22 protein-coding genes and 1 tRNA gene are annotated in these 22,413 nt (G+C 61.4%); 15 read left to right on the top strand and 8 right to left on the bottom strand.

Annotated features, from left to right (window positions below):
* The first annotated feature begins 2 nt into the window (after positions 1-2).
* The 5 genes from AC1Q5S_RS02620 to pdxA all read left to right on the top strand — a co-directional run bounded on the left by AC1Q5S_RS02620 (position 3) and on the right by pdxA (position 5,760).
* Positions 3-1,118, top strand: coding sequence for a TRAP transporter substrate-binding protein (locus AC1Q5S_RS02620; RefSeq protein ID WP_303835101.1), 1,116 nt, complete (start codon positions 3-5; stop codon positions 1,116-1,118).
* Positions 1,119-1,194: 76 nt separating this feature from the next.
* A complete protein-coding gene (locus tag AC1Q5S_RS02615; RefSeq protein WP_492238285.1) occupies positions 1,195-1,815 on the top strand; it encodes a TRAP transporter small permease subunit in 621 nt (206 codons plus the stop codon).
* Positions 1,812-3,782, top strand: coding sequence for a TRAP transporter large permease (locus tag AC1Q5S_RS02610; RefSeq protein ID WP_422202620.1), 1,971 nt, complete (start codon positions 1,812-1,814; stop codon positions 3,780-3,782). The genes AC1Q5S_RS02615 and AC1Q5S_RS02610 overlap by 4 nt, the downstream gene beginning before the upstream one ends.
* 102 nt (positions 3,783-3,884) lie before the next feature.
* Complete coding sequence (locus AC1Q5S_RS02605) at positions 3,885-4,634, top strand: Nif3-like dinuclear metal center hexameric protein (protein ID WP_303835095.1); 750 nt, start codon at positions 3,885-3,887, stop codon at positions 4,632-4,634.
* Positions 4,635-4,731: 97 nt separating this feature from the next.
* Positions 4,732-5,760: a 4-hydroxythreonine-4-phosphate dehydrogenase PdxA gene (gene pdxA, locus AC1Q5S_RS02600; protein WP_492238284.1), complete on the top strand. Its 1,029-nt coding sequence runs from the start codon at positions 4,732-4,734 to the stop codon at positions 5,758-5,760.
* Between the two features lie 80 nt (positions 5,761-5,840).
* On the opposite strand, the gene mscL is transcribed toward pdxA, so the two are convergent.
* Complete coding sequence (gene mscL / locus AC1Q5S_RS02595) at positions 5,841-6,269, bottom strand: large conductance mechanosensitive channel protein MscL (protein WP_303835091.1); 429 nt, start codon at positions 6,267-6,269, stop codon at positions 5,841-5,843.
* Positions 6,270-6,413: 144 nt separating this feature from the next.
* Between mscL and petA the strand changes: the two genes are divergently transcribed.
* From petA to AC1Q5S_RS02565, 6 genes are all read left to right on the top strand, one after another.
* On the top strand, positions 6,414-7,010 hold the full coding sequence (gene petA, locus AC1Q5S_RS02590) for a ubiquinol-cytochrome c reductase iron-sulfur subunit (protein ID WP_092699899.1): 597 nt from the start codon (positions 6,414-6,416) through the stop codon (positions 7,008-7,010).
* A gap of 11 nt (positions 7,011-7,021) precedes the next feature.
* Positions 7,022-8,437, top strand: coding sequence for a cytochrome b (locus AC1Q5S_RS02585; protein ID WP_303835088.1), 1,416 nt, complete (start codon positions 7,022-7,024; stop codon positions 8,435-8,437).
* 18 nt (positions 8,438-8,455) lie between these two features.
* Positions 8,456-9,217, top strand: a complete 762-nt coding sequence (locus tag AC1Q5S_RS02580) for a cytochrome c1 (protein ID WP_422202621.1) — start codon at positions 8,456-8,458, stop codon at positions 9,215-9,217.
* A gap of 99 nt (positions 9,218-9,316) precedes the next feature.
* The gene (locus AC1Q5S_RS02575; protein ID WP_007854512.1) at positions 9,317-9,928 is read left to right on the top strand and encodes a glutathione S-transferase N-terminal domain-containing protein; all 612 of its coding nucleotides are present in this window, start codon (positions 9,317-9,319) and stop codon (positions 9,926-9,928) included.
* Between the two features lie 40 nt (positions 9,929-9,968).
* Positions 9,969-10,487, top strand: coding sequence for a ClpXP protease specificity-enhancing factor (locus AC1Q5S_RS02570; protein ID WP_492238283.1), 519 nt, complete (start codon positions 9,969-9,971; stop codon positions 10,485-10,487).
* A 51-nt stretch (positions 10,488-10,538) separates the two neighbouring features.
* Positions 10,539-10,614: transfer RNA gene (locus AC1Q5S_RS02565), tRNA-Thr, on the top strand.
* Positions 10,615-10,660: 46 nt separating this feature from the next.
* On the opposite strand, the gene AC1Q5S_RS02560 is transcribed toward AC1Q5S_RS02565, so the two are convergent.
* Positions 10,661-10,960, bottom strand: coding sequence for a DciA family protein (locus AC1Q5S_RS02560; RefSeq protein ID WP_026437567.1), 300 nt, complete (start codon positions 10,958-10,960; stop codon positions 10,661-10,663).
* Positions 10,961-11,328: 368 nt separating this feature from the next.
* Here AC1Q5S_RS02560 and secA point away from each other — a divergent pair, with 368 nt between their 5' ends.
* From secA to AC1Q5S_RS02540, 4 genes are all read left to right on the top strand, one after another.
* Positions 11,329-14,082 (top strand): preprotein translocase subunit SecA, encoded by a 2,754-nt coding sequence (secA, locus tag AC1Q5S_RS02555; protein WP_492238282.1) that lies wholly within the window; start codon positions 11,329-11,331, stop codon positions 14,080-14,082.
* Between the two features lie 96 nt (positions 14,083-14,178).
* On the top strand, positions 14,179-15,408 hold the full coding sequence (argJ, locus tag AC1Q5S_RS02550; RefSeq protein WP_303835074.1) for a bifunctional glutamate N-acetyltransferase/amino-acid acetyltransferase ArgJ: 1,230 nt from the start codon (positions 14,179-14,181) through the stop codon (positions 15,406-15,408).
* 55 nt (positions 15,409-15,463) lie between these two features.
* Positions 15,464-16,336 (top strand): ATP-binding protein, encoded by an 873-nt coding sequence (locus tag AC1Q5S_RS02545; RefSeq protein ID WP_303835072.1) that lies wholly within the window; start codon positions 15,464-15,466, stop codon positions 16,334-16,336.
* Positions 16,314-16,787 carry an NUDIX domain-containing protein gene (locus tag AC1Q5S_RS02540; protein ID WP_422202628.1) on the top strand — a complete coding sequence of 158 codons (474 nt, stop codon included), beginning with the start codon at positions 16,314-16,316 and terminating at the stop codon, positions 16,785-16,787. Before AC1Q5S_RS02545 ends, AC1Q5S_RS02540 begins: the two co-directional genes overlap by 23 nt.
* Positions 16,788-16,869: 82 nt before the next feature.
* Here the strand turns inward: AC1Q5S_RS02540 and AC1Q5S_RS02535 are convergent, their stop codons facing one another.
* The 6 genes from AC1Q5S_RS02535 to pilB form a co-directional block, all read right to left on the bottom strand.
* Positions 16,870-17,088 carry a DNA gyrase inhibitor YacG gene (locus AC1Q5S_RS02535; protein ID WP_303835068.1) on the bottom strand — a complete coding sequence of 73 codons (219 nt, stop codon included), beginning with the start codon at positions 17,086-17,088 and terminating at the stop codon, positions 16,870-16,872.
* A gap of 13 nt (positions 17,089-17,101) precedes the next feature.
* Entirely contained in the window at positions 17,102-17,857 is a 756-nt protein-coding gene (gene zapD / locus AC1Q5S_RS02530; RefSeq protein WP_303835066.1) for a cell division protein ZapD, read from the bottom strand.
* 88 nt (positions 17,858-17,945) lie between these two features.
* On the bottom strand, positions 17,946-18,554 hold the full coding sequence (gene coaE, locus AC1Q5S_RS02525; RefSeq protein WP_303835065.1) for a dephospho-CoA kinase: 609 nt from the start codon (positions 18,552-18,554) through the stop codon (positions 17,946-17,948).
* Positions 18,555-18,556: 2 nt separating this feature from the next.
* Positions 18,557-19,426 carry a prepilin peptidase gene (locus AC1Q5S_RS02520; RefSeq protein ID WP_492238281.1) on the bottom strand — a complete coding sequence of 290 codons (870 nt, stop codon included), beginning with the start codon at positions 19,424-19,426 and terminating at the stop codon, positions 18,557-18,559.
* Positions 19,426-20,646 carry a type II secretion system F family protein gene (locus AC1Q5S_RS02515; protein ID WP_303835060.1) on the bottom strand — a complete coding sequence of 407 codons (1,221 nt, stop codon included), beginning with the start codon at positions 20,644-20,646 and terminating at the stop codon, positions 19,426-19,428. Before AC1Q5S_RS02515 ends, AC1Q5S_RS02520 begins: the two co-directional genes overlap by 1 nt.
* 20 nt (positions 20,647-20,666) lie before the next feature.
* Positions 20,667-22,403: a type IV-A pilus assembly ATPase PilB gene (gene pilB, locus AC1Q5S_RS02510; RefSeq protein WP_303835117.1), complete on the bottom strand. Its 1,737-nt coding sequence runs from the start codon at positions 22,401-22,403 to the stop codon at positions 20,667-20,669.
* Between the last annotated feature and the right edge of the window lie 10 nt (positions 22,404-22,413).

The raw sequence follows: 22,413 nt of genomic DNA, 5'->3' as shown, positions 1-22,413 counted from the left end.
TCATGACGCATAGCAACACCCCGCGCCGTCGCAACCTGCTCAAGGGCGCCGCCGTCGCAGCAGGCGCCTTGAGCGCCCCCATGGTCGCCACTGCGCAGACCACCAGTCTGCGTTTTCAGAGCACCTGGCCTGCCAAAGACATCTTTCACGAGTACGCGCAGGACTTCGCGAAGAAAGTGAATGACATGGCCAGCGGCCGCCTCAAGATCGAGGTGCTGCCGGCCGGTGCGGTGGTGCCTGCGTTCCAGTTGCTCGAAGCCGTGGGCAAGGGCACGCTCGATGGGGGCCATGGCGTGGTGGCCTACCACTATGGCAAGAACTCTGCACTGGCGCTGTGGGGCTCGGGCCCTGCGTTTGGCATGGACCCCAACATGGTGCTGGCCTGGCACAACTATGGCGGCGGCAAGGCGCTGCTCGATGAAATCTACAAAAGCCTGAAGCTGGACGTGGCGTCCTACCTGTACGGCCCCATGCCCTCGCAGCCGCTAGGCTGGTTCAAGAAGCCGATTGCCAAGGCCGAGGACATGAAGGGCGTGAAGTTCCGCACCGTGGGTCTGGCGGTGGACATGTACACCGAAATGGGCGCTGCGGTGAACCCGTTGCCCGGCGGCGAAATTGTGCCGGCGCTGGACCGCGGGCTGATCGATGGAGCCGAGTTCAACAATGCTTCGTCCGACCGCGTGCTGGGTTTCTCCGATGTGGTCAAGAACTGCATGCTGCAAAGCTTCCACCAGAGTGGCGAGCAGTTTGAAATCCTGTTCAACAAGGGCAAGCTCAATGCATTGCCCGCAGAACTCAAGGCCATCGTTGACTATGCCGTGCAGGCCGCCAGCGCCGACATGAGCTGGAAGGCCGTCGAGCGCAATTCCAGGGACTACGAGGAGCTCAAGAAGCAGGGTGTCAAGTTCTACAAGACCCCCGATGCCATCCTGCGCGCCCAGCTGGCCGCGTGGGACAAGATCATCGCCAAGAAGAGCGACGAGAACCCGCTGTTCAAGAAGGTTCTGGCCTCGCAAAAGGTCTTTGCCCAGCGTGCCGGCCAGTGGCAGGGCGACTACATGGTCGATTTCAAGATGGCCTACAACCATTACTTCGGCAAAGGGGCCAAGAAGGGTTGATTCACGCGAGGGAAGCAAGGGCGCCTGCAGGCAATGGCCTCAAGGCGCCCTTTTTGTGTTTCGAGTTAGGTAAGCCATGCAAAAACTATTACTCACCGTTGACCGGCTTTCGACCTGGTTCGGCAAGGCCTGTGCCTGGAGCGTGGTCGGTCTCACGCTGCTGATCTCCTGGGAGGTTTTCTCCCGTTATGTACTCAACAAGCCGCATGCCTGGGTGCTGGATGCCCAGATCATGATGTATGGCCTGCTGTTCATGACCGCCGGGGCGTACACGCTGGCCAAAAGCGGCCATGTGCGCGGCGACGTGCTCTATGGTTTTTTTGCACCGCGCACGCAGGCCTGGATTGACCTGATCCTCTACATCCTTTTCTTCCTGCCGGGCATCATCGCGCTGACCTATGCGGGCTGGTTCTTTTTCCAGGACTCGCTGGCCATGCGTGAGCAGACCTTCAATGCCGACCCGCTGCCGGTGTATCCCTTCAAGTTTGTCGTGCCGCTCGCGGGTTTTTTTTTGCTGCTGCAGGGCATCGTGGAAATCATTCGTTGCGTGATCTGCATCCGCACCGGCCAATGGCCCCGGCGTGAAGACGACGTCGAGGAAGTGGACGTGGACAAGCTCAAGCAGATGGTGCATGTCAAGGACGCGGATATCGAAGCGCTGGACCGCCTGGTCGTGCAGAAAGGTGGCCGGCAATGAAGATCCGCAAGGAACTGTATTTCGGTTTTACGCTGATGGCGCTGATCATCCTCGCGGCCCTCGTGATGGTGTTCAGCGTGGACCGGATGACCAACGGCCACTATGGCCTGCTGATGCTGTCGCTGGTGGTCGTGGCCATCATGCTGGGTTTTCCGACGGCCTTCACCCTCATGGGCATGGGCATGGTGTTCGCCTTCTTTGCCTACCACTCGGGGGACCAGACGGCGGCCGGGGCACTCCAGCAGACGCTGGATCTCATGGTGCAGCGCGCGTTCTCGGTCATGGGCAACGACGTGCTGATCTCGATCCCGCTGTTCGTGTTCATGGGCTACCTCGTCGAGCGCGCCAACCTGATCGAAAAGCTGTTCCACAGCCTGCACCTGGCGCTGGCACGCCTGCCCGGCTCGCTGGGTGTGGCCACGCTGGTCACCTGCGCGGTGTTTGCCACCGCCACCGGCATCGTCGGTGCCGTGGTCACGCTGATGGGGCTGCTGGCCTTGCCGCAGATGCTGCGGGCCGGTTATGACGTGCGCTTGTCCGCGGGTGTCATCACGGCAGGTGGTTGCCTGGGCATCCTGATCCCGCCCTCGGTGCTGCTCATCGTGTATGGCGCGACGGCCGGCGTATCGGTGGTGCAGCTGTATGCGGGGGCGTTTTTCCCCGGCCTCATGCTGGCGGGTCTGTACATCGTGTACGTGGTCCTCGTGGCCAAGCTCAAGCCCGACTGGGCGCCGCCGCTCACGGCCGCGCAGCGCGCCGTTCCGCTGCCCGCCGGCCTCAAGGCCATCGGTGCCACTCCCGAGGGCTGGGCCCTGGGCAGCCTGGTCAATGCCTTGAAGGGTCGGCGCAACCAGAGCGTCTCCGGCCGCTACCTGCTTGGCCAGCTCAGCATTGCGCTGCTGCCGGCAATCCTGTTTGCCGTGGTGGCCGTGGCCAGCTACCAGAGCGCCACGCGCGTCATGGTGGAAGAGTCGTACACCGAGCTGCAGGCCATGGGTGCGGGCTCGAACGAAGACACTTCTTCGGGCGGCGGCCTGGCCGAACCCGAGGACTCGGGCCTGGCCGAGCCACCCAGTGCCGACGCGGCGACCGAACCACCGGGCGCAGGTGCCGTGGCAGAGCCACCGGGGGCAGAGTCCGCCGCCGGCGCCGTAGCCGAGCCTCCCGCTGCCGCAGGTGGCACAGGCCCGGGCGAGCCCACAGCCACCACCAAGCCTGCGTCCACCAGCTTCTGGGTCGGTCTCGGTGTCGGAGCCCTGGTGTTGGCGGTGTTCTATGCCATCTTGAGCTATGCCAGGCTGGAAGTCTTCAAGATGCTGCTGGCGAGTTTTTTCCCGCTGCTGGTGCTGATCCTGGCGGTACTGGGCTCCATCGTGTTTGGCCTGGCCACTCCGACCGAGGCTGCGGCCGTGGGCGCGTTTGGCGGCTTTGTGCTGGCAGCTGCCTACCGGCAGCTCACCTTTGGCGTGGTCAAGGAGTCGGTGTTTCTCACCGCCAAGACCAGCGCCATGGTGTGCTGGCTGTTCGTGGGTTCCGCCATCTTCTCGGCGGCCTTTGCGCTGCTGGGCGGGCAGGAGCTGGTCGAGCAGTGGGTGTTGGGCATGAACCTCACCAAGATCCAGTTCCTGGTGCTGTCGCAGGTGATCATCTTCATCCTGGGCTGGCCGCTGGAGTGGACCGAGATCATCGTGATCTTCATGCCCATCTTCATCCCGCTGCTCGACAACTTCGGTGTGGACCCGCTGTTCTTTGGCCTGCTGGTGGCACTGAACCTGCAAACCGCCTTCCTGAGCCCTCCCGTGGCCATGAGCGCGTTCTATCTGAAAGGCGTGGCGCCCAAACATGTCACGCTCAACCAGATCTTTGCGGGCATGTTGCCGTTCATGGGCATCCAGGTGCTGGCCATTGTCCTGCTGTACATGTTCCCCGGCATCGGCCTGTGGCTGCCCCAGGTGCTTTACAAGTGAGGACGTGAAGAGTTCGCACCGCGCAATGGTCTGCCGGGGCCGAATGCGGACAAGGCGCTCCAGCGGCGCCTTGTTCCGTTGGGCGGCGGTGACAATACCGCCATGAGCATTTCCCGCACCACACTCGTGCAGGCATTTGACAGCCTGCTGCAACCCGAGCGTTTCAAGGATTACGGCCCCAATGGCCTGCAGGTCGAGGGCAAGGCCGACATTGCCTGCATCGTGAGCGGCGTGACGGCCAGCCGGGCGCTGATCGAAGCCGCCATTGCGCACCGGGCCGACGCCATTTTTGTGCACCACGGCCTGTTCTGGCGCGGACAGGATGGCCGCATTACTGGCTGGATGCGCGAACGCCTGCGCCTGCTGCTGGCGCATGACATCAATCTGTTTGCCTACCACCTGCCGCTCGATGCGCACCCCGAAGTGGGCAACAACGCGCAGCTGGGGCGGGTGCTGGGCTGGACGGCCGACCAGCGCTTTGGCGAGCAGGACCTGGGCTTTGCCGGACCGGCTGCGCTGGATGGCGCGCAGGCGCTGGCGGACCATGTGGCCCGGACGCTGGGCCGCCCCGTGACGCTGGTGCAGCCCGTGGCGCGGCGCATTCGGCGCGTGGCCTGGTGCACGGGCGGGGCGCAGGGCTATTTCGAATCGGCCATTGCCGCAGGGGCCGATGCCTTCATCACCGGCGAAATCTCGGAGCCCCAGGCCCACCTGGCGCGGGAAACGGGTGTGGCCTTCATTGCCGCCGGCCACCATGCCACCGAGCGTTATGGTGCCCCCGCCGCTGCCGCGCTGGTGGCGCAGCAGTTGGGGGTGGCGCACCATTTCATCGAGATTGACAATCCGGCGTGAGCGGAGTGTGGTGCTTCATGCATTCATGCTATTTATTTGATAGCTTCTGGCGCTTTATTTAAGGTTGCTAGCGGCTGATTTGGCCCAAACTTTCATCATGCAAACCATTGCCATCACCCAGGGTGACCCGGCCGGTATCGGCCCCGAAATCGTTGCCAAGGCCTTTCGTGACGCTCCCGACGTGCTGCGCGGCTGCTTTGCGGTGGGCGATCTGGCGACCCTGCGCCGCGCTGCGCAGTGCATCGTGCGCCCCGGCGTACCGGAGTTGCCAGTAGCGCTGATCGCATCGCCCGATGACGCCTGGCAGGCACCCTCGCGCTGCATGCCGGTGCTGCAACTGCCTGGCTTGCCCGGCCACGTGCCGTGGGGCCAGGTGAGTGCCGCGGCCGGCCGTGCTGCCGCCGACTGCGTGGTGTGGGCCGCGCGAGCCGCCCTGCAGGGCCGCATTGCGGCCCTGGTGACGGCGCCGTTGCACAAGGAGGCGCTGTCTGCCGCGGGTGTGGCCTTTCCCGGCCATACCGAGTTGCTGCAGGCCGAGGCGGCGGCCCATCAGGGCGTGCCGCTGGCTGCCATGCCAGTGCGCATGATGCTGGCCAGTGACGAACTGCGCACGGTGCTGGTCAGCATCCACCTGTCGCTGCGCGACGCCATTGCGGCCGTGACGCGGGAAAACATCTTGCAGACCCTGCAGATCACCCATGCCGCGTTGCTGCGAAGCCTGGGGCGGGCGCCGCGCATGGCGGTGGCGGGCCTCAATCCGCACGCCGGCGAAGGGGGCTTGTTCGGGCGCGAGGAAATCAACAGCATCGCGCCCGCCGTCGCCGATGCGCGTGCGCTGGGCATGGATGTGCATGGCCCGTTGGCGCCCGACACGGTGTTCATGCGCGCGCGCCACACGCCGCAGCATGCCGGAGAGTTCGATGTGGTGCTGGCCATGTACCACGATCAGGGCTTGATCCCCGTGAAATACCTGGGGGTGGACAAGGGGGTGAACGTGACGTTGGGCCTGCCGCTGGTGCGCACCAGTCCAGACCACGGCACCGCTTTCGACATTGCCGGCCAGGGCATTGCCGATGCTGCAAGCCTGGTGGAAGCGGTGCGGGTTGCACGCCAGATGGTCCAATAAAAACAAACGCCCTCAGCAGGTGCCGAGGGCGCTGGCAAGGGTGGCGCGGCAAGGGTGCCGCGTGTCTATGAAAACGCGTTTTAGCGCTTGAGGCTGTCGCGGATTTCGCGCAACAGAACGATGTCTTCGGCGGGTGCCGCAGGGGCTTCCGGCGCTGCGGGCGCTTCGCGCTTGAGGCGGTTGATCTGTTTGACCATGATGAAGATGATGAACGCAAGAATCAGGAAATTCACCGCCACGGTGATGAAGTTGCCGTAAGCGAATACCGGGACGCCGGCCTTCTTGATGGCATCCAGCGTCTGCGCCGTGCCTGCCGGCACCTCGCCCAGCGCGATGAACATGTTGGAAAAATCGAGCTTGCCAAACACCATGCCCACCAAGGGCAGGATCAGGTCGGAAACCACCGAATCGACAATCTTGCCGAAAGCGCCACCGATGATCACACCGACGGCCAGGTCGATCACGTTGCCCTTGATCGCAAACTCGCGGAACTCTTGCATCATGCCCATGGTTATTTCTCGATTAATTGCGGATGCGCAAGTATTGCTCAGTTTACAGGTCTGTCAACGCGGGCCTGCGCATTGAATTACCCATTTTCACTCCGCTACAATTCGAGGTTGACCCCAATCTAGCGATGTTCATCGAGGATCCCCATGAGTGACACTCCAATCGACTCCAGCAAGCGGACGTGGATCATCACGTCTGCCTGCGCTGGTGCGGTGGGCGGCGTGGCAGCTGCCGTACCTTTCGTGAGTTCTTTCCAGCCCTCCGAGCGAGCCAAGGCCGCAGGTGCCGCCGTCGAGGTGGACATCTCCGCCCTCAAGCCCGGAGAAAAAATGACCGTGGAGTGGCGCGGCAAACCGGTGTGGATCCTGAAGCGCACACCCGAGCAGCTGGAATCCCTGGCGCAAACCGAGCCCCAGGTGGCCGATCCAAAATCTGATCGCAAGGCCTACCCTATTCCTGAGTACGCCAAGAATCAGCACCGCTCGATCAAGCCCGAAGTGTTTGTCGGCGTGGGCATATGCACCCACCTGGGTTGCTCGCCAGGTGACAGGTTCCAGACCGGTCCTCAGCCGTCACTGCCCGATGACTGGCATGGTGGCTTTCTGTGTGCTTGCCATGGCTCCACGTTTGACGTGGCCGGTCGGGTGTTCAAGAACAAGCCCGCACCTGACAACCTCGAGGTGCCGCCGCACATGTATCTCTCCGATACACGTCTGATCATCGGCGAAGACAAGAAGGCCTGAAGGAGCACTACATGGCCCACGAATTCAAAGAAATCTCCCCCAACGCTTCGGCCGGTGCCAAGGTCACCAACTGGTTCGAAAACCGTTTTCCAACGGCGTTCGATGCCTACCGCGTGCACATGTCGGAGTACTACGCTCCGAAGAACTTCAACTTCTGGTACGTCTTTGGCTCGCTGGCACTGGTAGTGCTGGTGATCCAGATCGTCACCGGGATCTTCCTGGTGATGCACTACAAGCCAGATGCGGCGCTGGCGTTTGCATCGGTCGAGTACATCATGCGTGATGTGCCCTGGGGCTGGCTGATCCGCTACATGCACTCTACGGGGGCCTCGGCGTTCTTCATCGTCGTCTACCTGCACATGTTCCGTGGCCTGATCTATGGCAGCTACCGCAAACCGCGTGAACTGGTCTGGATCTTTGGCTGCGCGATTTTCCTGGCGCTCATGGCTGAAGCCTTCATGGGTTACCTGCTGCCCTGGGGTCAGATGTCGTACTGGGGTGCGCAGGTGATCGTCAACCTGTTTGCCGCCATTCCTTTCGTCGGTCCTGACCTGGCACTGCTGATTCGTGGCGACTACGTGGTCGGCGATGCGACGCTCAACCGCTTCTTCAGCTTCCACGTGATTGCTGTGCCGCTGGTGCTGCTGGGCCTGGTGGTCGCCCACTTGCTGGCCTTGCACGATGTGGGGTCCAACAACCCCGACGGTGTGGAAATCAAGGCGCCCAACGCGCCCAAGGATGCCAAGGGCAAACCGCTCGACGGCGTGCCGTTCCATCCCTACTACACGGTGCATGACATCTTCGCGCTGAGCATGTTCCTCATGGCTTTCACGGCAGTGGTGTTTTTTGCACCCGAGTTCGGAGGCTATTTCCTGGAGTACAACAATTTCATCCCGGCAGATCCGTTGGTGACGCCGCTGCACATTGCACCTGTCTGGTACTTCACGCCGTTCTACTCCATGCTGCGTGCCATCACCAGCGAGATGATGTACGCGCTGATCGCCTGCGTGCTGGCGGGCGCTTTCCTCGGCGTGGTCAAGGCCCGGCTGCCTGGGTTCCTCAAGGGTGGCATTGCGATTGCAGCCGTGATTGCGGTTCTGCTCATGCTGGCGATCGATGCCAAGTTCTGGGGCGTGGTGGTGATGGGGGGAGCCGTGATCATCCTGTTCTTCCTGCCATGGTTGGACGCCTGTGAGGTGAAATCCATCCGCTATCGTCCCAACTGGCACAAGTATCTGTATGCCGTCTTCGTGATCAACTTCCTGATTCTGGGTTACCTGGGCGTGCAGCCACCATCGCCCGTGGGTGAGCGCGTTTCGCAGGTGGGCACGTTGTTCTATTTCGGTTTCTTCCTGCTGATGCCCTGGTGGAGCCGTATCGGTGCAACCAAGCCAGTGCCTGACCGTGTCAACTTCACCGCGCATTGAGCCCTGGAGATAACAACAATGAAGAAACTCATCCTCACGCTGGTTGCTGCACTGGGCTTGGCAGCCGGTGCTGCGCATGCCGCCGGTGGCAGCACCATTGCCTGGGACAAGGCCCCCAACAAGACCAACGACCTGGCTTCGCTGCAAAATGGCGCCAAGGTGTTTGTGAACTATTGCCTGAGCTGCCACTCGGCCGCGTTCATGCGGTTCAACCGCCTGCGCGACATTGGTCTGACCGATCAGCAGATCAAAGACAACCTTCTGTTCACCACGGAGAAGGTGGGTGAAACCATGAAGGCATCCATCGATCCCAGGCAGGCCAAGGAATGGTTCGGTGCCAACCCACCTGACTTGACGGTCATCGCACGCTCGCGTGCGGGCCACGGCGGCACGGGGGCGGACTACCTTTACACGTTCCTGCGCACGTTCTATCGTGATGAAGCCAAGGCTACCGGCTGGAACAATTTGCTATTCCAGAATGTGGGCATGCCCCATGTGCTCTGGGAGTTGCAAGGCGACCGCCGTCCGGTGTTCGAGGCGCATGAAAGCCACGGACAAACGACCCAGGTTTTCAAGGGCTGGGAGCAAGTCACCCCTGGTACCATGACGCCCCTGCAGTATGACCAGACCATTGGCGACCTTGTGAACTACCTGCAGTGGATGGGCGAGCCTGCACAAAACACCCGCGTGCGGGTGGGTGTGTGGGTACTGATTTTCCTGGGTCTCTTCACGGTCATCGCCTGGAGGCTGAACGCAGCCTTCTGGAAAGACGTCAAGTAAACCTTGGATCCGCTGACCGCGCGCCCGCTGGCGCGGCGGGACTTTACAGAGTGGGCGCTTTTTGCGTCCCACTCTTTTGATTTTTAGGAGCCTCCCACCATGATGGTGCTTTATTCGGGTACGACCTGTCCCTTCTCCCACCGCTGCCGCTTTGTCCTGTTTGAAAAAGGCATGGATTTCGAGATCCGCGATGTGGACCTGTACAACAAGCCCGAAGACATCAGCGTGATGAATCCCTATGGTCAGGTGCCGATTCTGGTGGAGCGTGACCTGATCCTGTACGAGTCGAACATCATCAACGAGTACATCGACGAGCGGTTTCCCCATCCTCAGCTGATGCCGGGTGACCCTGTGGACCGTGCCCGCGTGCGCCTGTTCCTGCTCAACTTCGAGAAGGAATTGTTCGTGCATGTGAACATCCTGGAGTCGCGCGCCACCAAGGGCAACGAAAAGGCGCTGGAAAAGGCCCGCGCCCACATCCGTGACCGCCTGACGCAGCTGGCCCCCGTGTTCCTCAAGAACAAATACATGCTGGGTGACAACTTTTCGATGCTCGATGTCGCCATTGCTCCCCTGCTGTGGCGCCTCGATTACTACGGTATTGATCTCAGCAAGAACGCGGCGCCATTGCTCAAATATGCAGAGCGGATTTTCTCGCGTCCTGCCTACATTGAGGCGCTCACACCATCTGAGAAGGTGATGCGCAAGTAAGCCCATCTGCTTGTACCGATACTTGCCCCGTAGCGACACCATGAATGCCCAGGATTCCACCTCCACACGCCCTTACCTGATCAGGGCTCTTTATGAGTGGTGCACCGACAACGGGTTCACACCCTACGTGGCGGTGCGTGTGGATGGGTCCGTTCAGGTGCCGCGTGAATATGTGAAAGATGGCGAAATCGTCCTGAACATCAGTTATGACGCAACGAGCTCCTTGCAGCTGGGCAACGACTTCATTGAATTCAAGGCACGCTTTGGCGGCAAGCCGCGTGAGATCCTGGTGCCCGTGGGGCGGGTGATTGCCATTTATGCACGTGAGAACGGGCAAGGCATGGCATTTCCTGCACCGGTGGACGTGGATGCTGCCGTACTCGACGGAGGCCTCGTGCCAGCTGCTGTGCCCCCGCCAGTGCCGGTCGAGGATGCCGAAGACCGTGTGGTGCAACTGGTGCCCAGCGATGGCATGCCCGCCGAAGAGGGGGGCGACGATCCCCGTCCCCCGCGCACCTCGGGCAGTGGTGTGCGCCCCTCTCTCAAGCGCATCAAATAGCCACCGCACGCCGCAAAAGACACGGTCTTTGCAGGATAAAATGCAGCCTTCGCCGATTTAGCTCAGTTGGTAGAGCAACCGCCTTGTAAGCGGTAGGTCGTCAGTTCGATTCCGACAATCGGCACCATTTTTCGCGGAAACGCCCGGGCCTACACCTCTATCAGAGAGGCTGATCAGGCCTGAATCTTGAGGCGAATGGAGTCCACCTCCCACCCCCGGCTGCGCAAGTGCGCCAGCAACGCTGGTAGCAACTGGCGTATTTTTGCCGCCGCAGCGTTGCTTTTCACCAGCAGACACCAGTTGCCTCCATCGATGGGGCCTGCTTGCACCGTCGAGCGCAGGGCTGAAGGGATCAGCCGTTCAATCGCCTGAAGCCGTTCACTGGAATCCCGTGTGAGCGCCGCCAGTTTGGCCAGCGTCGGAGAGTCCTCGCTGGCTTGTTGCAGTGTGATGGCGTAGTGGCGGCGATTCATGGGAGTAGTGTGAGGGAGCCGGACAGAGCGGGACGGCGTTGGATTATCGCGGACGCCTGGTGCGCGCGTTGTCGTTTCCCCCGTTGCCCTGCTGGTGGTGGGAATCGGGGCGTCTTTTCAGGTGCGTCGGGAATTTCCGATGTGGGGGCAATGAATCCCTGCGCCCCGGTTGCAGGTGCCCACGCAGTGCCTTCTGCTGCGGTACCGGGAGCCTTGGCACCAGGCAGGTAAAATCATCGGTCCGGAGTTTGTTGCCTGGCATTGCAGTGCTTGCAATCGGGGGCAGCTGACCCACCTGAAATCAATTCATCTTAGGGGTTTCGGTCGTCTCACATGCTTTTCGGCGCATGTCAGGCGGTCCTGTTCGCATGGCCACCAACTTCCTTACCAAATTATTCGGCAGCCGCAATGACCGGCTCCTCAAGCAATATCGCAAAACGGTTGCCCGCATCAATGCGATGGAGCCCGACTATGAGAAGCTGACCGATGACGCGCTGCGCGCCAAGACGCTGGAGTTCAAGGAGCGTGTGGCCAAGGGTGAGTCGCTTGACGACATGTTGCCGGAGGCATTCGCCGTGGTGCGAGAGGGCTCCAAGCGCATCATGAAGATGCGCCATTTCGATGTGCAGCTGCTCGGTGGCATGGCGTTGCACTACGGGAAAATCGCGGAAATGCGCACCGGTGAGGGCAAGACCCTCACCGCAACCTTGCCGGTCTACCTGAATGCACTGTCAGGCAAGGGCGTTCACGTGGTCACGGTGAACGACTACCTGGCCAACCGGGACGCCATGTGGATGGGCCGTCTTTACAACTTCCTGGGGTTGACGGTGGGTATCAACCTGCCCAACATGCCGCGCGAAGAAAAGCAGGCCGCCTACGCCGCAGACATCACCTACGGCACCAACAATGAATATGGGTTTGACTACCTGCGCGACAACATGGTCTATGAGGCACGGGACCGTGTGCAGCATGGCCTCAACTTCGCCATCGTGGACGAGGTGGACTCCATCCTGATCGACGAGGCGCGTACGCCGCTCATCATCAGCGGCCAGGCCGAGGACCATACGGCGATGTACATCGCCATGAACAAGGTGGTGCCACTGCTGGTACGCCAGGAAGGCGAAGCCGACCCGCGCACGGGCGAGGGTGTGACCAAACCCGGCGATTTCACGCTGGACGAAAAAACCCACCAGGTGTTCCTGACCGAGCAGGGCCATGAAAGCGCCGAGCGCATCCTGGCTGCCCAGGGCCTGATCGCCGAAGGCGCGTCGGTGTACGACCCCGCCAACATCACGCTGATGCACCATCTGTATGCGGCGTTGCGGGCCAACCACCTGTACCACCGCGACCAGCACTATGTGGTGCAGAACGGTGAGATCGTCATCGTGGACGAGTTCACCGGCCGCCTGATGTCGGGCCGCCGCTGGAGCGAAGGCCTGCACCAGGCCGTGGAAGCCAAGGAGGGCGTGGCCATCCAGGCCGAGAACCAGACGCTGGCGTCCATCACGTTCCAGAACTACTTCCGCTTGTACAGCAAGCTCGCCGGAATGACCGGAACGGCCGATACCGAAGCCTACGAGTTCCAGGAAATCTACGGCCTGGAAACCGTGGTCATTCCACCCAACCGTCCCAGCCGGCGCGATGACCAGCTCGACCGCGTGTACAAGACCACGCGCGAGAAATACGAAGCGGCCATCAAGGACATCCGCGAGTGCCATGAGCGCGGCCAGCCCGTGCTGGTAGGCACCACGTCGATCGAGAACTCCGAGATCATCGACCAGCTTCTGAACAAGGAAAACCTGCCCCACCAGGTGCTCAATGCCAAGCAGCATGCCCGAGAGGCGGACATTGTGGCCCAGGCCGGACGCGCCGGCATGATCACCATTGCCACCAACATGGCGGGCCGCGGCACCGACATCGTGCTGGGTGGCAACATTGAAAAACTGGTGGCTGCCGTGGAGACGGACGAGTCGCTGGACGAAGCCACCCGGCAGGCCCGCATCGCCGAAGTGCGCGCCGAATGGGCGCGTGACCACGAGAAGGTGAAAGAACTGGGCGGGCTGCGCATCATCGCCACGGAGCGCCATGAGTCGCGCCGCATCGACAACCAATTGCGGGGCCGTTCGGGCCGCCAGGGCGACCCGGGTTCCTCGCGCTTTTACCTGAGCCTTGATGATTCGCTGATGCGCATCTTCGCGGGCGACCGCGTCAAGGCCATCATGGACCGCCTGAAGATGCCCGATGGCGAGGCCATCGAAGCGGGCATAGTCACGCGCAGCATCGAGTCGGCCCAGCGCAAGGTCGAGGCCCGCAACTTCGACATCCGCAAGCAATTGCTGGAGTACGACGATGTGGCCAACGACCAGCGCAAGGTCATCTACCAGCAGCGCAACGACATCCTGGATGCCGCCGAACTGTCCGACGTGATTGCCGCCATGCGCGAGGACTGCATGACCGATCTGGTGCGTTTGTATGTTCCCGCGGAATCGGTGGAGGAGCAGTGGAACCTGCCGGCCCTCGAAAAGGTCCTGGCCGACGAATGGCAGGTTTCGATTGCGTTGCAAAAGGAGGTGGAGGGCGCGCACAGCATCACCGATGACGAAATTCTGGACAAGGTGCTTCAGGCCGCACATGCGTCGTTCGACGCCAAGATCGAACAGGTGGGGCGTGACAACTTCACCCAGTTCGAACGCGTGGTGCTGCTGCAGAGCTTTGACTCCAACTGGCGCGACCACCTGAGCGCGCTCGACTACCTGCGCCAGGGCATTCACCTGCGCGGCTATGCGCAAAAGCAGCCCAAGCAGGAATACAAGCGCGAGGCGTTCGAGCTGTTCCGCCAGCTCATCGACCAGGTCAAGAACGAAGTCACCAAGATCCTCATGACCGTGCAGGTGCAGTCGCCAGCGCAGCTGGACCAGGCCGCGCAGGACATGGAAAGCCGTGCCGAAAGCATTGCCAATGTGACCTACACGGCGCCCACCGAAACGGGTGAGGTGGAGACCACCGTCGATGCCCAGACGATGGGCCAGGCCTTGCCACAAGGCGTTCGCGTGGGGCGCAATGATCCCTGCCCTTGCGGCAGTGGCAAGAAGTACAAGCAGTGCCACGGTAAGCTGGCCTGATTGAATGGAACCCAACGACACGGGCCGCGGCCCGTGTCTTCATTGGCGCGCCACGGTTTTCCGGATAATCCAACGCAGTTTTTGAGAAAGACCACCATGCCCGTCAATCTACTTGCCCCCGTTGCCGCCGATCTGCACCCGATTGCCGGCGTCCGTATCGGCGTTGCCGAAGCCGGTATCCGCAAGGCCAGCCGCAAGGATCTCACCGTGTTCCTGCTGGACGAAGGCGCCAGCGTGGCTGGCGTGTTCACGCAGAACCGATTTTGCGCGGCCCCGGTGCAAATCAGCCGCGAGCATCTGGGCAGCGGTCAATCCATCCGCGCCATGGTCATCAACACGGGCAACGCCAACGCGGGCACCGGTGCAGACGGCCTGGCGCGCGCACGTTCCACCTGCATTGCGCTCGCACGCCAGCTGAGCGTGGCGCCCGAGCAGATCCTGCCGTTCTCCACCGGCGTGATCATGGAGCCGCTGCCCAACGACCGCATTGAAGCCGGTCTGCCCGCTGCCATCGCCGATGCGCAGCCCGGCCACTGGGCGCGTGCGGCCGAGGGCATCATGACCACCGACACCCTGCCCAAGGCCTTCTCGGCCCAGGTGCAGATCGGTGGGGCCACCGTGTCCATCACCGGCATCAGCAAGGGCGCGGGCATGATCCGCCCCAACATGGCCACCATGCTGGGCTTTCTGGCCACGGACGCCTGCGTTGCGCCTGCCGTGATGCAGCAGCTGGCGCGCGAACTGGCCGATGGCTCGTTCAACCGCGTCACCATCGACGGCGACACCTCCACCAACGATTCGTTCGTGGTGGTGGCCACCAACAAGGCGGCGCACAGCCCTGTCACCACGCTGGCCGGTGCCGAGGGTCAGGCCCTCAAGGCGGCCATGCTGGGCGTGGCGCAAAAGCTGGCCCAGGCCATCGTGCGCGACGGTGAAGGCGCCACCAAGTTCATCACCGTGCGTGTCGAAGGTGGCAAGACAGGCGAGGAGTGCCGCAAGGTGGCCTATGCCATCGCCCATTCGCCGCTGGTCAAGACCGCCTTCTTCGCCAGCGACCCGAATCTGGGCCGCATCCTGGCGGCCGTGGGCTATGCAGGCATCGAAGACCTGGACCAGACCGGCATCGATCTCTACCTGGACGACGTGCATGTGGCGGTGCATGGCGGGCGCAACCCCGCCTACCGCGAGGAAGACGGCCAGCGCGTGATGAAGCAAAGCGAAATCACCGTGCGCGTGCTGCTGGGTCGCGGTGGTGCGGCGGACACGGTGTGGACCTGCGATTTCAGCCATGAATACGTCACCATCAATGCGGATTACCGCTCCTGAATGACCCCTGTCTTGCTAGCTGCTAGCGCTTGGTGGATAAGCGCTTGATACCAAAATGAATCAAAAATTGGAACACCTGATCGAGCGCGCCGAGCAGCTCATCGCCCGCATCGAGTCCGTGCTGCCGCAGCCCCTGGGCGCGCCCGACTGGTCGGCATCCATTGCCTGGCGCTATCGCAAGCGCAGCAGCGGCCACGGCAGCCTGGAGCCCGTGCGCCATGTGGCGGCCATGCAGCTGGCCGACCTCCAGGAGATCGACGGGCAAAAAGAAAAGATCGAGCGCAACACCCAGCAGTTCGTGCAGGGCAAACCGGCCAACAACGTGCTGCTGACCGGCGCACGGGGCACGGGCAAGTCTTCGCTGATCAAGGCCTGCCTGAATGCCCATGCAGCCCAGGGTCTGCGCCTGATCGAGGTGGACAAGGCGGACCTCACCGACCTGCCCGACATCGTGGACGTGGTGTCGGAGCGGCCCGAGAAATTCATCGTCTTCTGTGATGACCTGAGCTTTGAAGACGGCGAGCCGGGCTACAAGGCGCTCAAGTCCATCCTCGATGGCTCGGTGGCCGCCGCCACACCCAATGTGCTGATCTATGCCACCAGCAACCGGCGCCACTTGGTGCCCGAGTACATGGCAGAAAACCGCACCTACACGCACACCGACGACGGCGAGGTGCATCCTGGCGAGGCGGTCGAGGAAAAGATTTCCCTGTCGGAGCGTTTTGGCCTGTGGGTCAGTTTCTATCCGTTCAGCCAGGATGAATACCTGACCATCGTGGCCCAGTGGCTGGGGTCGCTCGGTGTGCCGGCGGCCACCATTGCGGCGGCCCGACCCGAGGCGCTGGTCTGGGCGCTGGAGCGCGGCTCGCGCAGCGGCCGCGTGGCCTACCAGTTTGCGCGCGACTATGCGGGGCGGCATGGTGGCTGACACGGTTCATCCTGATGCGGCCGGCGCCGCCGACCGCGCGCACACCGAGGTGGCCGTGGGCATCCTGCTGCGGGCCGATGGTGCGATGCTCCTGTCCACACGCCCGCCCGGCAAGCCCTATGCGGGCTATTGGGAGTTTCCGGGCGGCAAGCTGGAGGCGGGCGAGACGGTGGAGCAGGCCCTGCGCCGCGAGCTGATCGAAGAGCTTGGCGTGACCATCGGCCCCGCCAGCGTCTGGAAAGTGACCGAGCACGACTACCCGCATGCCCTGGTGCGCCTGCATTGGTGCAAGGTGCGGGAGTGGTCGGGCGCGTTCGAAATGCGCGAAGGCCAGACGATGGCCTGGCAGCAGATGCCACTGACCGTGGCACCGGTATTGCCCGGTGCGTACCCAGTACTGCAATGGCTGGCCGAAGAGCGTGGCCAGAAGTTTTCTTTGGATTGCTATTAAATAAATAGCAATAGACGCATTGTGGATAGGCGCTGGAGTCTGATTTTTCTGTTATTTCAGATCTGCATGCAGTCGATATTCCTCAGTGCTGCAGGCGGGGATCGCCATAGGGAGCGTCGTCAGGAGGCGCTTCGGTCGGCATGCGAAAGTCCTCGCTGGCCCAGGCGCCCAGGTCCATCTGCTTGCAGCGCTCGCTGCAAAAGGGCCGAAAGGGGTTTTGCGTGCTGTAGATGCTGTCGCCGCCGCACTGGGGGCAGGTGACATGGCGGGTGACTTCACCCGTTGGGGGGTTGACGGCCATCTGCGGGTCTCCTTCAGGCGCAGAGCGTGAGCTCGAACGCGGCATCGTCGGTGGACGATTGCAGGTGTCCATCGGGTTCCTGCCGCATCAGGCGCACCGACACAATGAGGCGGTTGCCGCTGATCTCCGGGATCAGCTCCAGGGCGGGGTCGATGCGCAGGCGCAGCAGCTGGAATGTACGGCCCTGCGGAAGGTTTTGCTGGAACTGGCCCCGCTCGGCGGCCACCTTTTGTGGCACCCCCGAGTCCCGCAGCAGCTTGAGCAGCACGTAAATCGACTCGGCCAGCGGTGCAAGGGTGGAGACCCATTGCTCCAGTGCCTGCTGGCGCACCGCCACCTCTTTGTGTTGCCACGTGTAGTAGGCCGGCAGATCAAACCCGCAGGTGCCACCAGGGATGCCCACGCGGCTGCGGATGCTCATCAGCCAGTCGTTTTCGGTCAGGGCATGGCCCGCCTTGCCGGTTTGCTGGTTGAGTGATGTGAAGCAGTGGTCCAGCTGAGCGACCACGGTATCCAGTGCCGCCTCGGAGATGGAGGGATTGCCCCGGTAGCTGTCGAGTTGGTGCTTGTGTTTCTCGAGATCTTTGAGAACGTCGGATTTCAGGTCGGCACGCGCCGCCACGTCCATGATTTCGAAGATGGTGACCAGGGCAAAGTGGTGGTCCAGCGGGTGCTGGCGGGGAATCAGTTCACCCAGCCTGCGAAACAGCTGTTCCAGTCGCAGGTAGGTTCTGATGCGTTCGTTAAAGGGGTATTCGTAAAGGATCACGCTGGCGGATTCCTGGGGGCTCAGTGGATGTTCTGACGCCGGTGGCGCACGGCATGGAAAGGCAGCACAAACAGGCTCTAACGCATCATCATAGCCCGAACAGGCGCGCAAGCTGCGTTGCATGGCCTCGCAGTGCCTCCAGCGAAATCCCATCATTCACCACGATGGCGTCTGCTGCGGCCCGACGGGCCTGGCGGGACGCCTGCGTCTCCAGAATGGCCTGTACTGCCGCACGCTGCAGCCCATTGCGCGCCATGACGCGGTGGATCTGTGTTTCGGTGCTGCAATCCACCACCACCACGGCGTCGAGCTTGCGCACCCAGCGGCCCGACTCCACCAGCAGCGGGATGTCGAAGACGATGGCGCGATGTCCTGCGGTCGCGGCATCCCGTGCTTGCTGCGCGCTCAGCCGGGTCACCCAGGGATGCACGATGGCTTCAAGCTGGGCGCGTGCCTGGGGGCTGGAAAAGGCCAGTGTCCGCATGCGGGCGCGGTCCATGGCGCCGGTGGAGTCGATGGCCTCCGGTCCAAAGGCAGTCCGGATGTCGGCAATGGCGGCTCCCCCGGGTGCGGTAACCGATCGGGCGATGGCATCCGCATCCATCAGGGCTGCCCCGCAGGACTGAAGCATCTGTCCGAGCGTGCTTTTGCCGCTGCCAATGCCCCCTGTCAGACCCACATGCACTGGCCGCTGCATGGTCACAGACCGAACAGGTTCAGCACCGTTTGCAACATGGCCTGGGGTCCGAACACCATGGCCGTCAAGCCGGCACCCACGAGGAAAGGGCCGAAAGGGATATAACCGCCTTCACGCAAGTTGTTGAATATCTTGAGGCCGATTCCTACCAGCGCCCCGATCACGGAAGACATCAAAATGATGGGAACCAGGGCCTGCCAGCCGAACCAGGCCCCCAGGGCGGCAAAGAGCTTGAAATCACCATATCCCATGCCTTCCTTGCCGGTGGCCAGCTTGAAGGCCCAGTACACCAGCCACAGGGAGAGGTAGCCCGCAGCAGCACCCGTCACGGAAGCCAGCAGGGGAACGTCGATCCAGTGCATGGCCGACGCGATCAAACCAGCCCACAGCAAGGGCAGGGTGATGTCGTCAGGCAGCAGGGTGGTGTCCCAGTCGATGAACGCCAGTGCCACCATGGCGGCAGAAAAACCGGCCCATGCCAGACCTGTGGCAGTGAGTCCCCACCGGTGGGCGCAGAATGCAAAAAGCACGCCCGTCAGGATTTCCACCAGGGGGTAGCGTGCGCTGATGCGCACATTGCACGCGGAGCAGCGACCCCGCAGAAAAAGATAGCTCAGCACCGGGATGTTTTCATACCACTGCACCGCATGCCCGCACGCCGGACAACGCGAGCGGGGTGTCCACAGATTGAAGGCCGCCTCGGTGCCGGGCGTTGGCGGGGCATCCGTGCCGGCCGCGAATGCCGCGTGCTCCTGTGCCCATTGGCGCTCCATCATCTGGGGCAAGCGGTGAATCACCACATTGAGAAAGCTGCCCAGCAGCAGACCCACAAGGCCCGCAATGGCGGGTTCTGCCAAGATTTCCACGCCCATTAAACGACCTGACCCAGCTTGAAGATAGGCAGATACATCGACACCACGATGCCCCCAATCAGCGTGCCCAGGAACACGATGATGATGGGTTCCATCAGGCTGGAGAGGCCGGCCACCATGTCATCCACTTCCGCTTCATAGAAGTCTGCCGCCTTGCCCAGCATGTGGTCAATGGACCCCGATTCTTCCCCAATGGCGCACATCTGCAGCACCATGGACGGAAAAATATTGGCATTGCCCATGGCCGCTGTCAGGCTCGTTCCGGTAGAAACTTCTTGCTGAATCTTGTCGGTCGCCATGGAATAGACCGAATTGCCGGCTGCGCCCCCCACGGAATCGAGCGCCTCCACCAAGGGCACGCCCGCGGCAAACATGGTCGAGAGGGTTCGGGTCCAGCGGGCCACGCAGGACTTTTCAACCAGCGCGCCAAAAATGGGCATGCGCAGCATCAGGCGGTCCATGAACATCTGGACTTTTTCATTCCGGCGCCAGGCCTGCATGAAAAAGTAAAAACCCCCACCCAATACACCGAAAATCAGCCACCACCACTGCACGAATACTTCGCTGATCGCCATGACGAACAGGGTAGGGGCAGGCAGGTCGGCGCCGAACGAGGTGAATACTTCCTTGAAGGCCGGAATCACAAAAATCATGATCACGGTGACCACCACAAATGCCACGATCACCACCGAGATCGGGTACATCAGTGCCGATTTGATCTTGGATTTGATGGCTTCGGTCTTTTCCATATAAAGCGCCAGGCGATCGAGAAGCGCTTCCAGAATACCCGCTGCCTCGCCCGCTTCGACCAGGTTGCAATACAGGCTGTCGAAATACATGGGGTATTTGCGAAATGCGCCATTCAAGGAGGTGCCGGTTTCGACGTCCGAACGCACATCGTTGAGCAACTTGGTCACACTGGCATTGGTGTTGCCTCGTCCCACGATGTCGAATGCCTGCAGCAAAGGCACTCCGGCCTTCATCATGGTGGCGAGCTGGCGGGTGAACAGTGCAATATCCTTCGGCTTGATCTTCTTGCCCGAGCGCATCCGGCGCTTCTTGATCCTGGTGGGAAAAACACCTTGTCGCCGCAGCATGGCCTGCACCTGATTTTCACCGACTGCGCGAGTTTCTCCCCGGACAATCTTTCCGTTGCGGTCTTTGCCTTCCCATTCAAAGACAAAATCCTTGACGTCGCGTTTGGATGCTGCGGTTGCCATGATGCTCCCTCGTTCTTGAATTATTCGTTGGTCACTGCCAACACTTCTTCCAGGGAAGTGAGACCTAACTTTGCTTTATGCAGCCCGGCATCACGCAGGGAGCGCACACCCTCCAGCTTGGCCTGTTCCGAAATTTCGAGCGCGCTGCCGTCGCGCAGGATAATGCGCTGAATCTCTTCAGAGATTGGCATCACCTGATAGATCCCCAGGCGGCCCTTGTACCCATTGTTACAGGCAGAGCAGCCAACGGGGCGATAGGTGACCCATGAACCATCGAGCTCGTGCTCGGGGTAGCCTGCATCCACGAGTGCCTCATATGGAATATCCGCAGGTGTCTTGCAAATAGGGCAAAGCCGACGCGCCAGACGCTGGGCGGTGATCAATATGACGCTGGAGGCAATGTTGAAAGGGGCAATCCCCATGTTGCGCATGCGAGTCAGCGTGGTGGGGGCGTCATTGGTATGCAAGGTCGACAGTACCAAGTGCCCTGTCTGAGCCGCTTTGATGGAAATATCGGCGGTCTCCAGATCCCGAATTTCACCCACCATGATAATGTCAGGGTCTTGGCGCAGAAAAGACTTGAGGGCGACGGCAAAAGTAAGTCCGGCCTTTTCGTTCACGTTGACCTGGTTGACCCCGGGCAGGTTGATTTCGGAGGGGTCTTCGGCCGTGGCGATATTGACGCCAGGCTTGTTGAGCAGATTCAAGCACGTATAGAGCGAAACGGTCTTGCCCGACCCCGTGGGACCTGTGACCAAAATCATTCCGTAAGGACGTCCAATCGCTGTCAACAGGCGCTCTTTCTCCACCGCCTCATAGCCGAGTGCATCGATTCCCAGTTTTGCGCTACTGGGATCGAGAATGCGGATCACGATTTTCTCGCCAAACAGGGTAGGCAAGGTGCTGACGCGAAAATCGATGACCCGGTCTGGCCCCACCTTCAGTTTCATTCGCCCATCCTGGGGCACCCGTTTTTCGGAAATGTCGAGGCGGGAAATCACCTTGATCCGGGAGGCCAGCTTGTCCTTGATAGCAATGGGAGGTGAAGCGATTTCGCGCAATTCACCGTCAATGCGAAAACGTACCCGGTATTGGTGCTCATAGGGCTCGAAATGCAGATCGGACGCCCGCATGTTGAATGCGTCCAGCAGCATCTTGTGGAGAAACTTGACGATGGGAGCATCTTCAACTTCGGTTGTCGCATCGGTGTTTTCAGTGGCCTCTTCCACTGTCACATCATCAAATTCAAAATCGCCCCCGGCGCTGATCAGCGAATCCATGGCTTCACCCGTGGATTTTGTGCTGATCTCAACCAGACGGTTTAATTTATCGTATTCTGCAATAGTCCAGTCCACCCCCATTTGGGTGGTGAATTTGATTTTTTCGGCAGCCTCTTGATCTGTTGGGTCCGCCGTGGCAACGATCAGTCGGTTGTTTCGTTTGCTGAGAACAACCACCCGGTAAGCGGTGCAAATCTTTGCATCCAGGAGGTCTTTGGGAAGGCGCAGCGGATCTATGGCGTCCAGATCGAGCAAGGGCGCACCAAAAACAGCCGAAACGGTATGCGCCAAATCCGCAGCCGAAACAACGCCAGAACCGGTCAGTTCAGCAATAAAGCTGGTGCGGTTGATTTGTGACTTTTTGTAAATTTCCTCGGCGGATTTTTGTGTCAGCTTTCCCGCGGACATCAGTGCGCGGCCCAATCCCGGGAGCGCTACTGAGGAGGCTTCTTTATGGGCGGTATCGACAGCTGCCATTGAACCCGGG

The sequence above is a fragment of the Acidovorax sp. GW835-FHT14B10 genome, from assembly GCF_058793725.1.
Note: the sequence above shows the minus strand (reverse complement) of the source record. Positions and strands in the feature narration are given on the sequence as shown.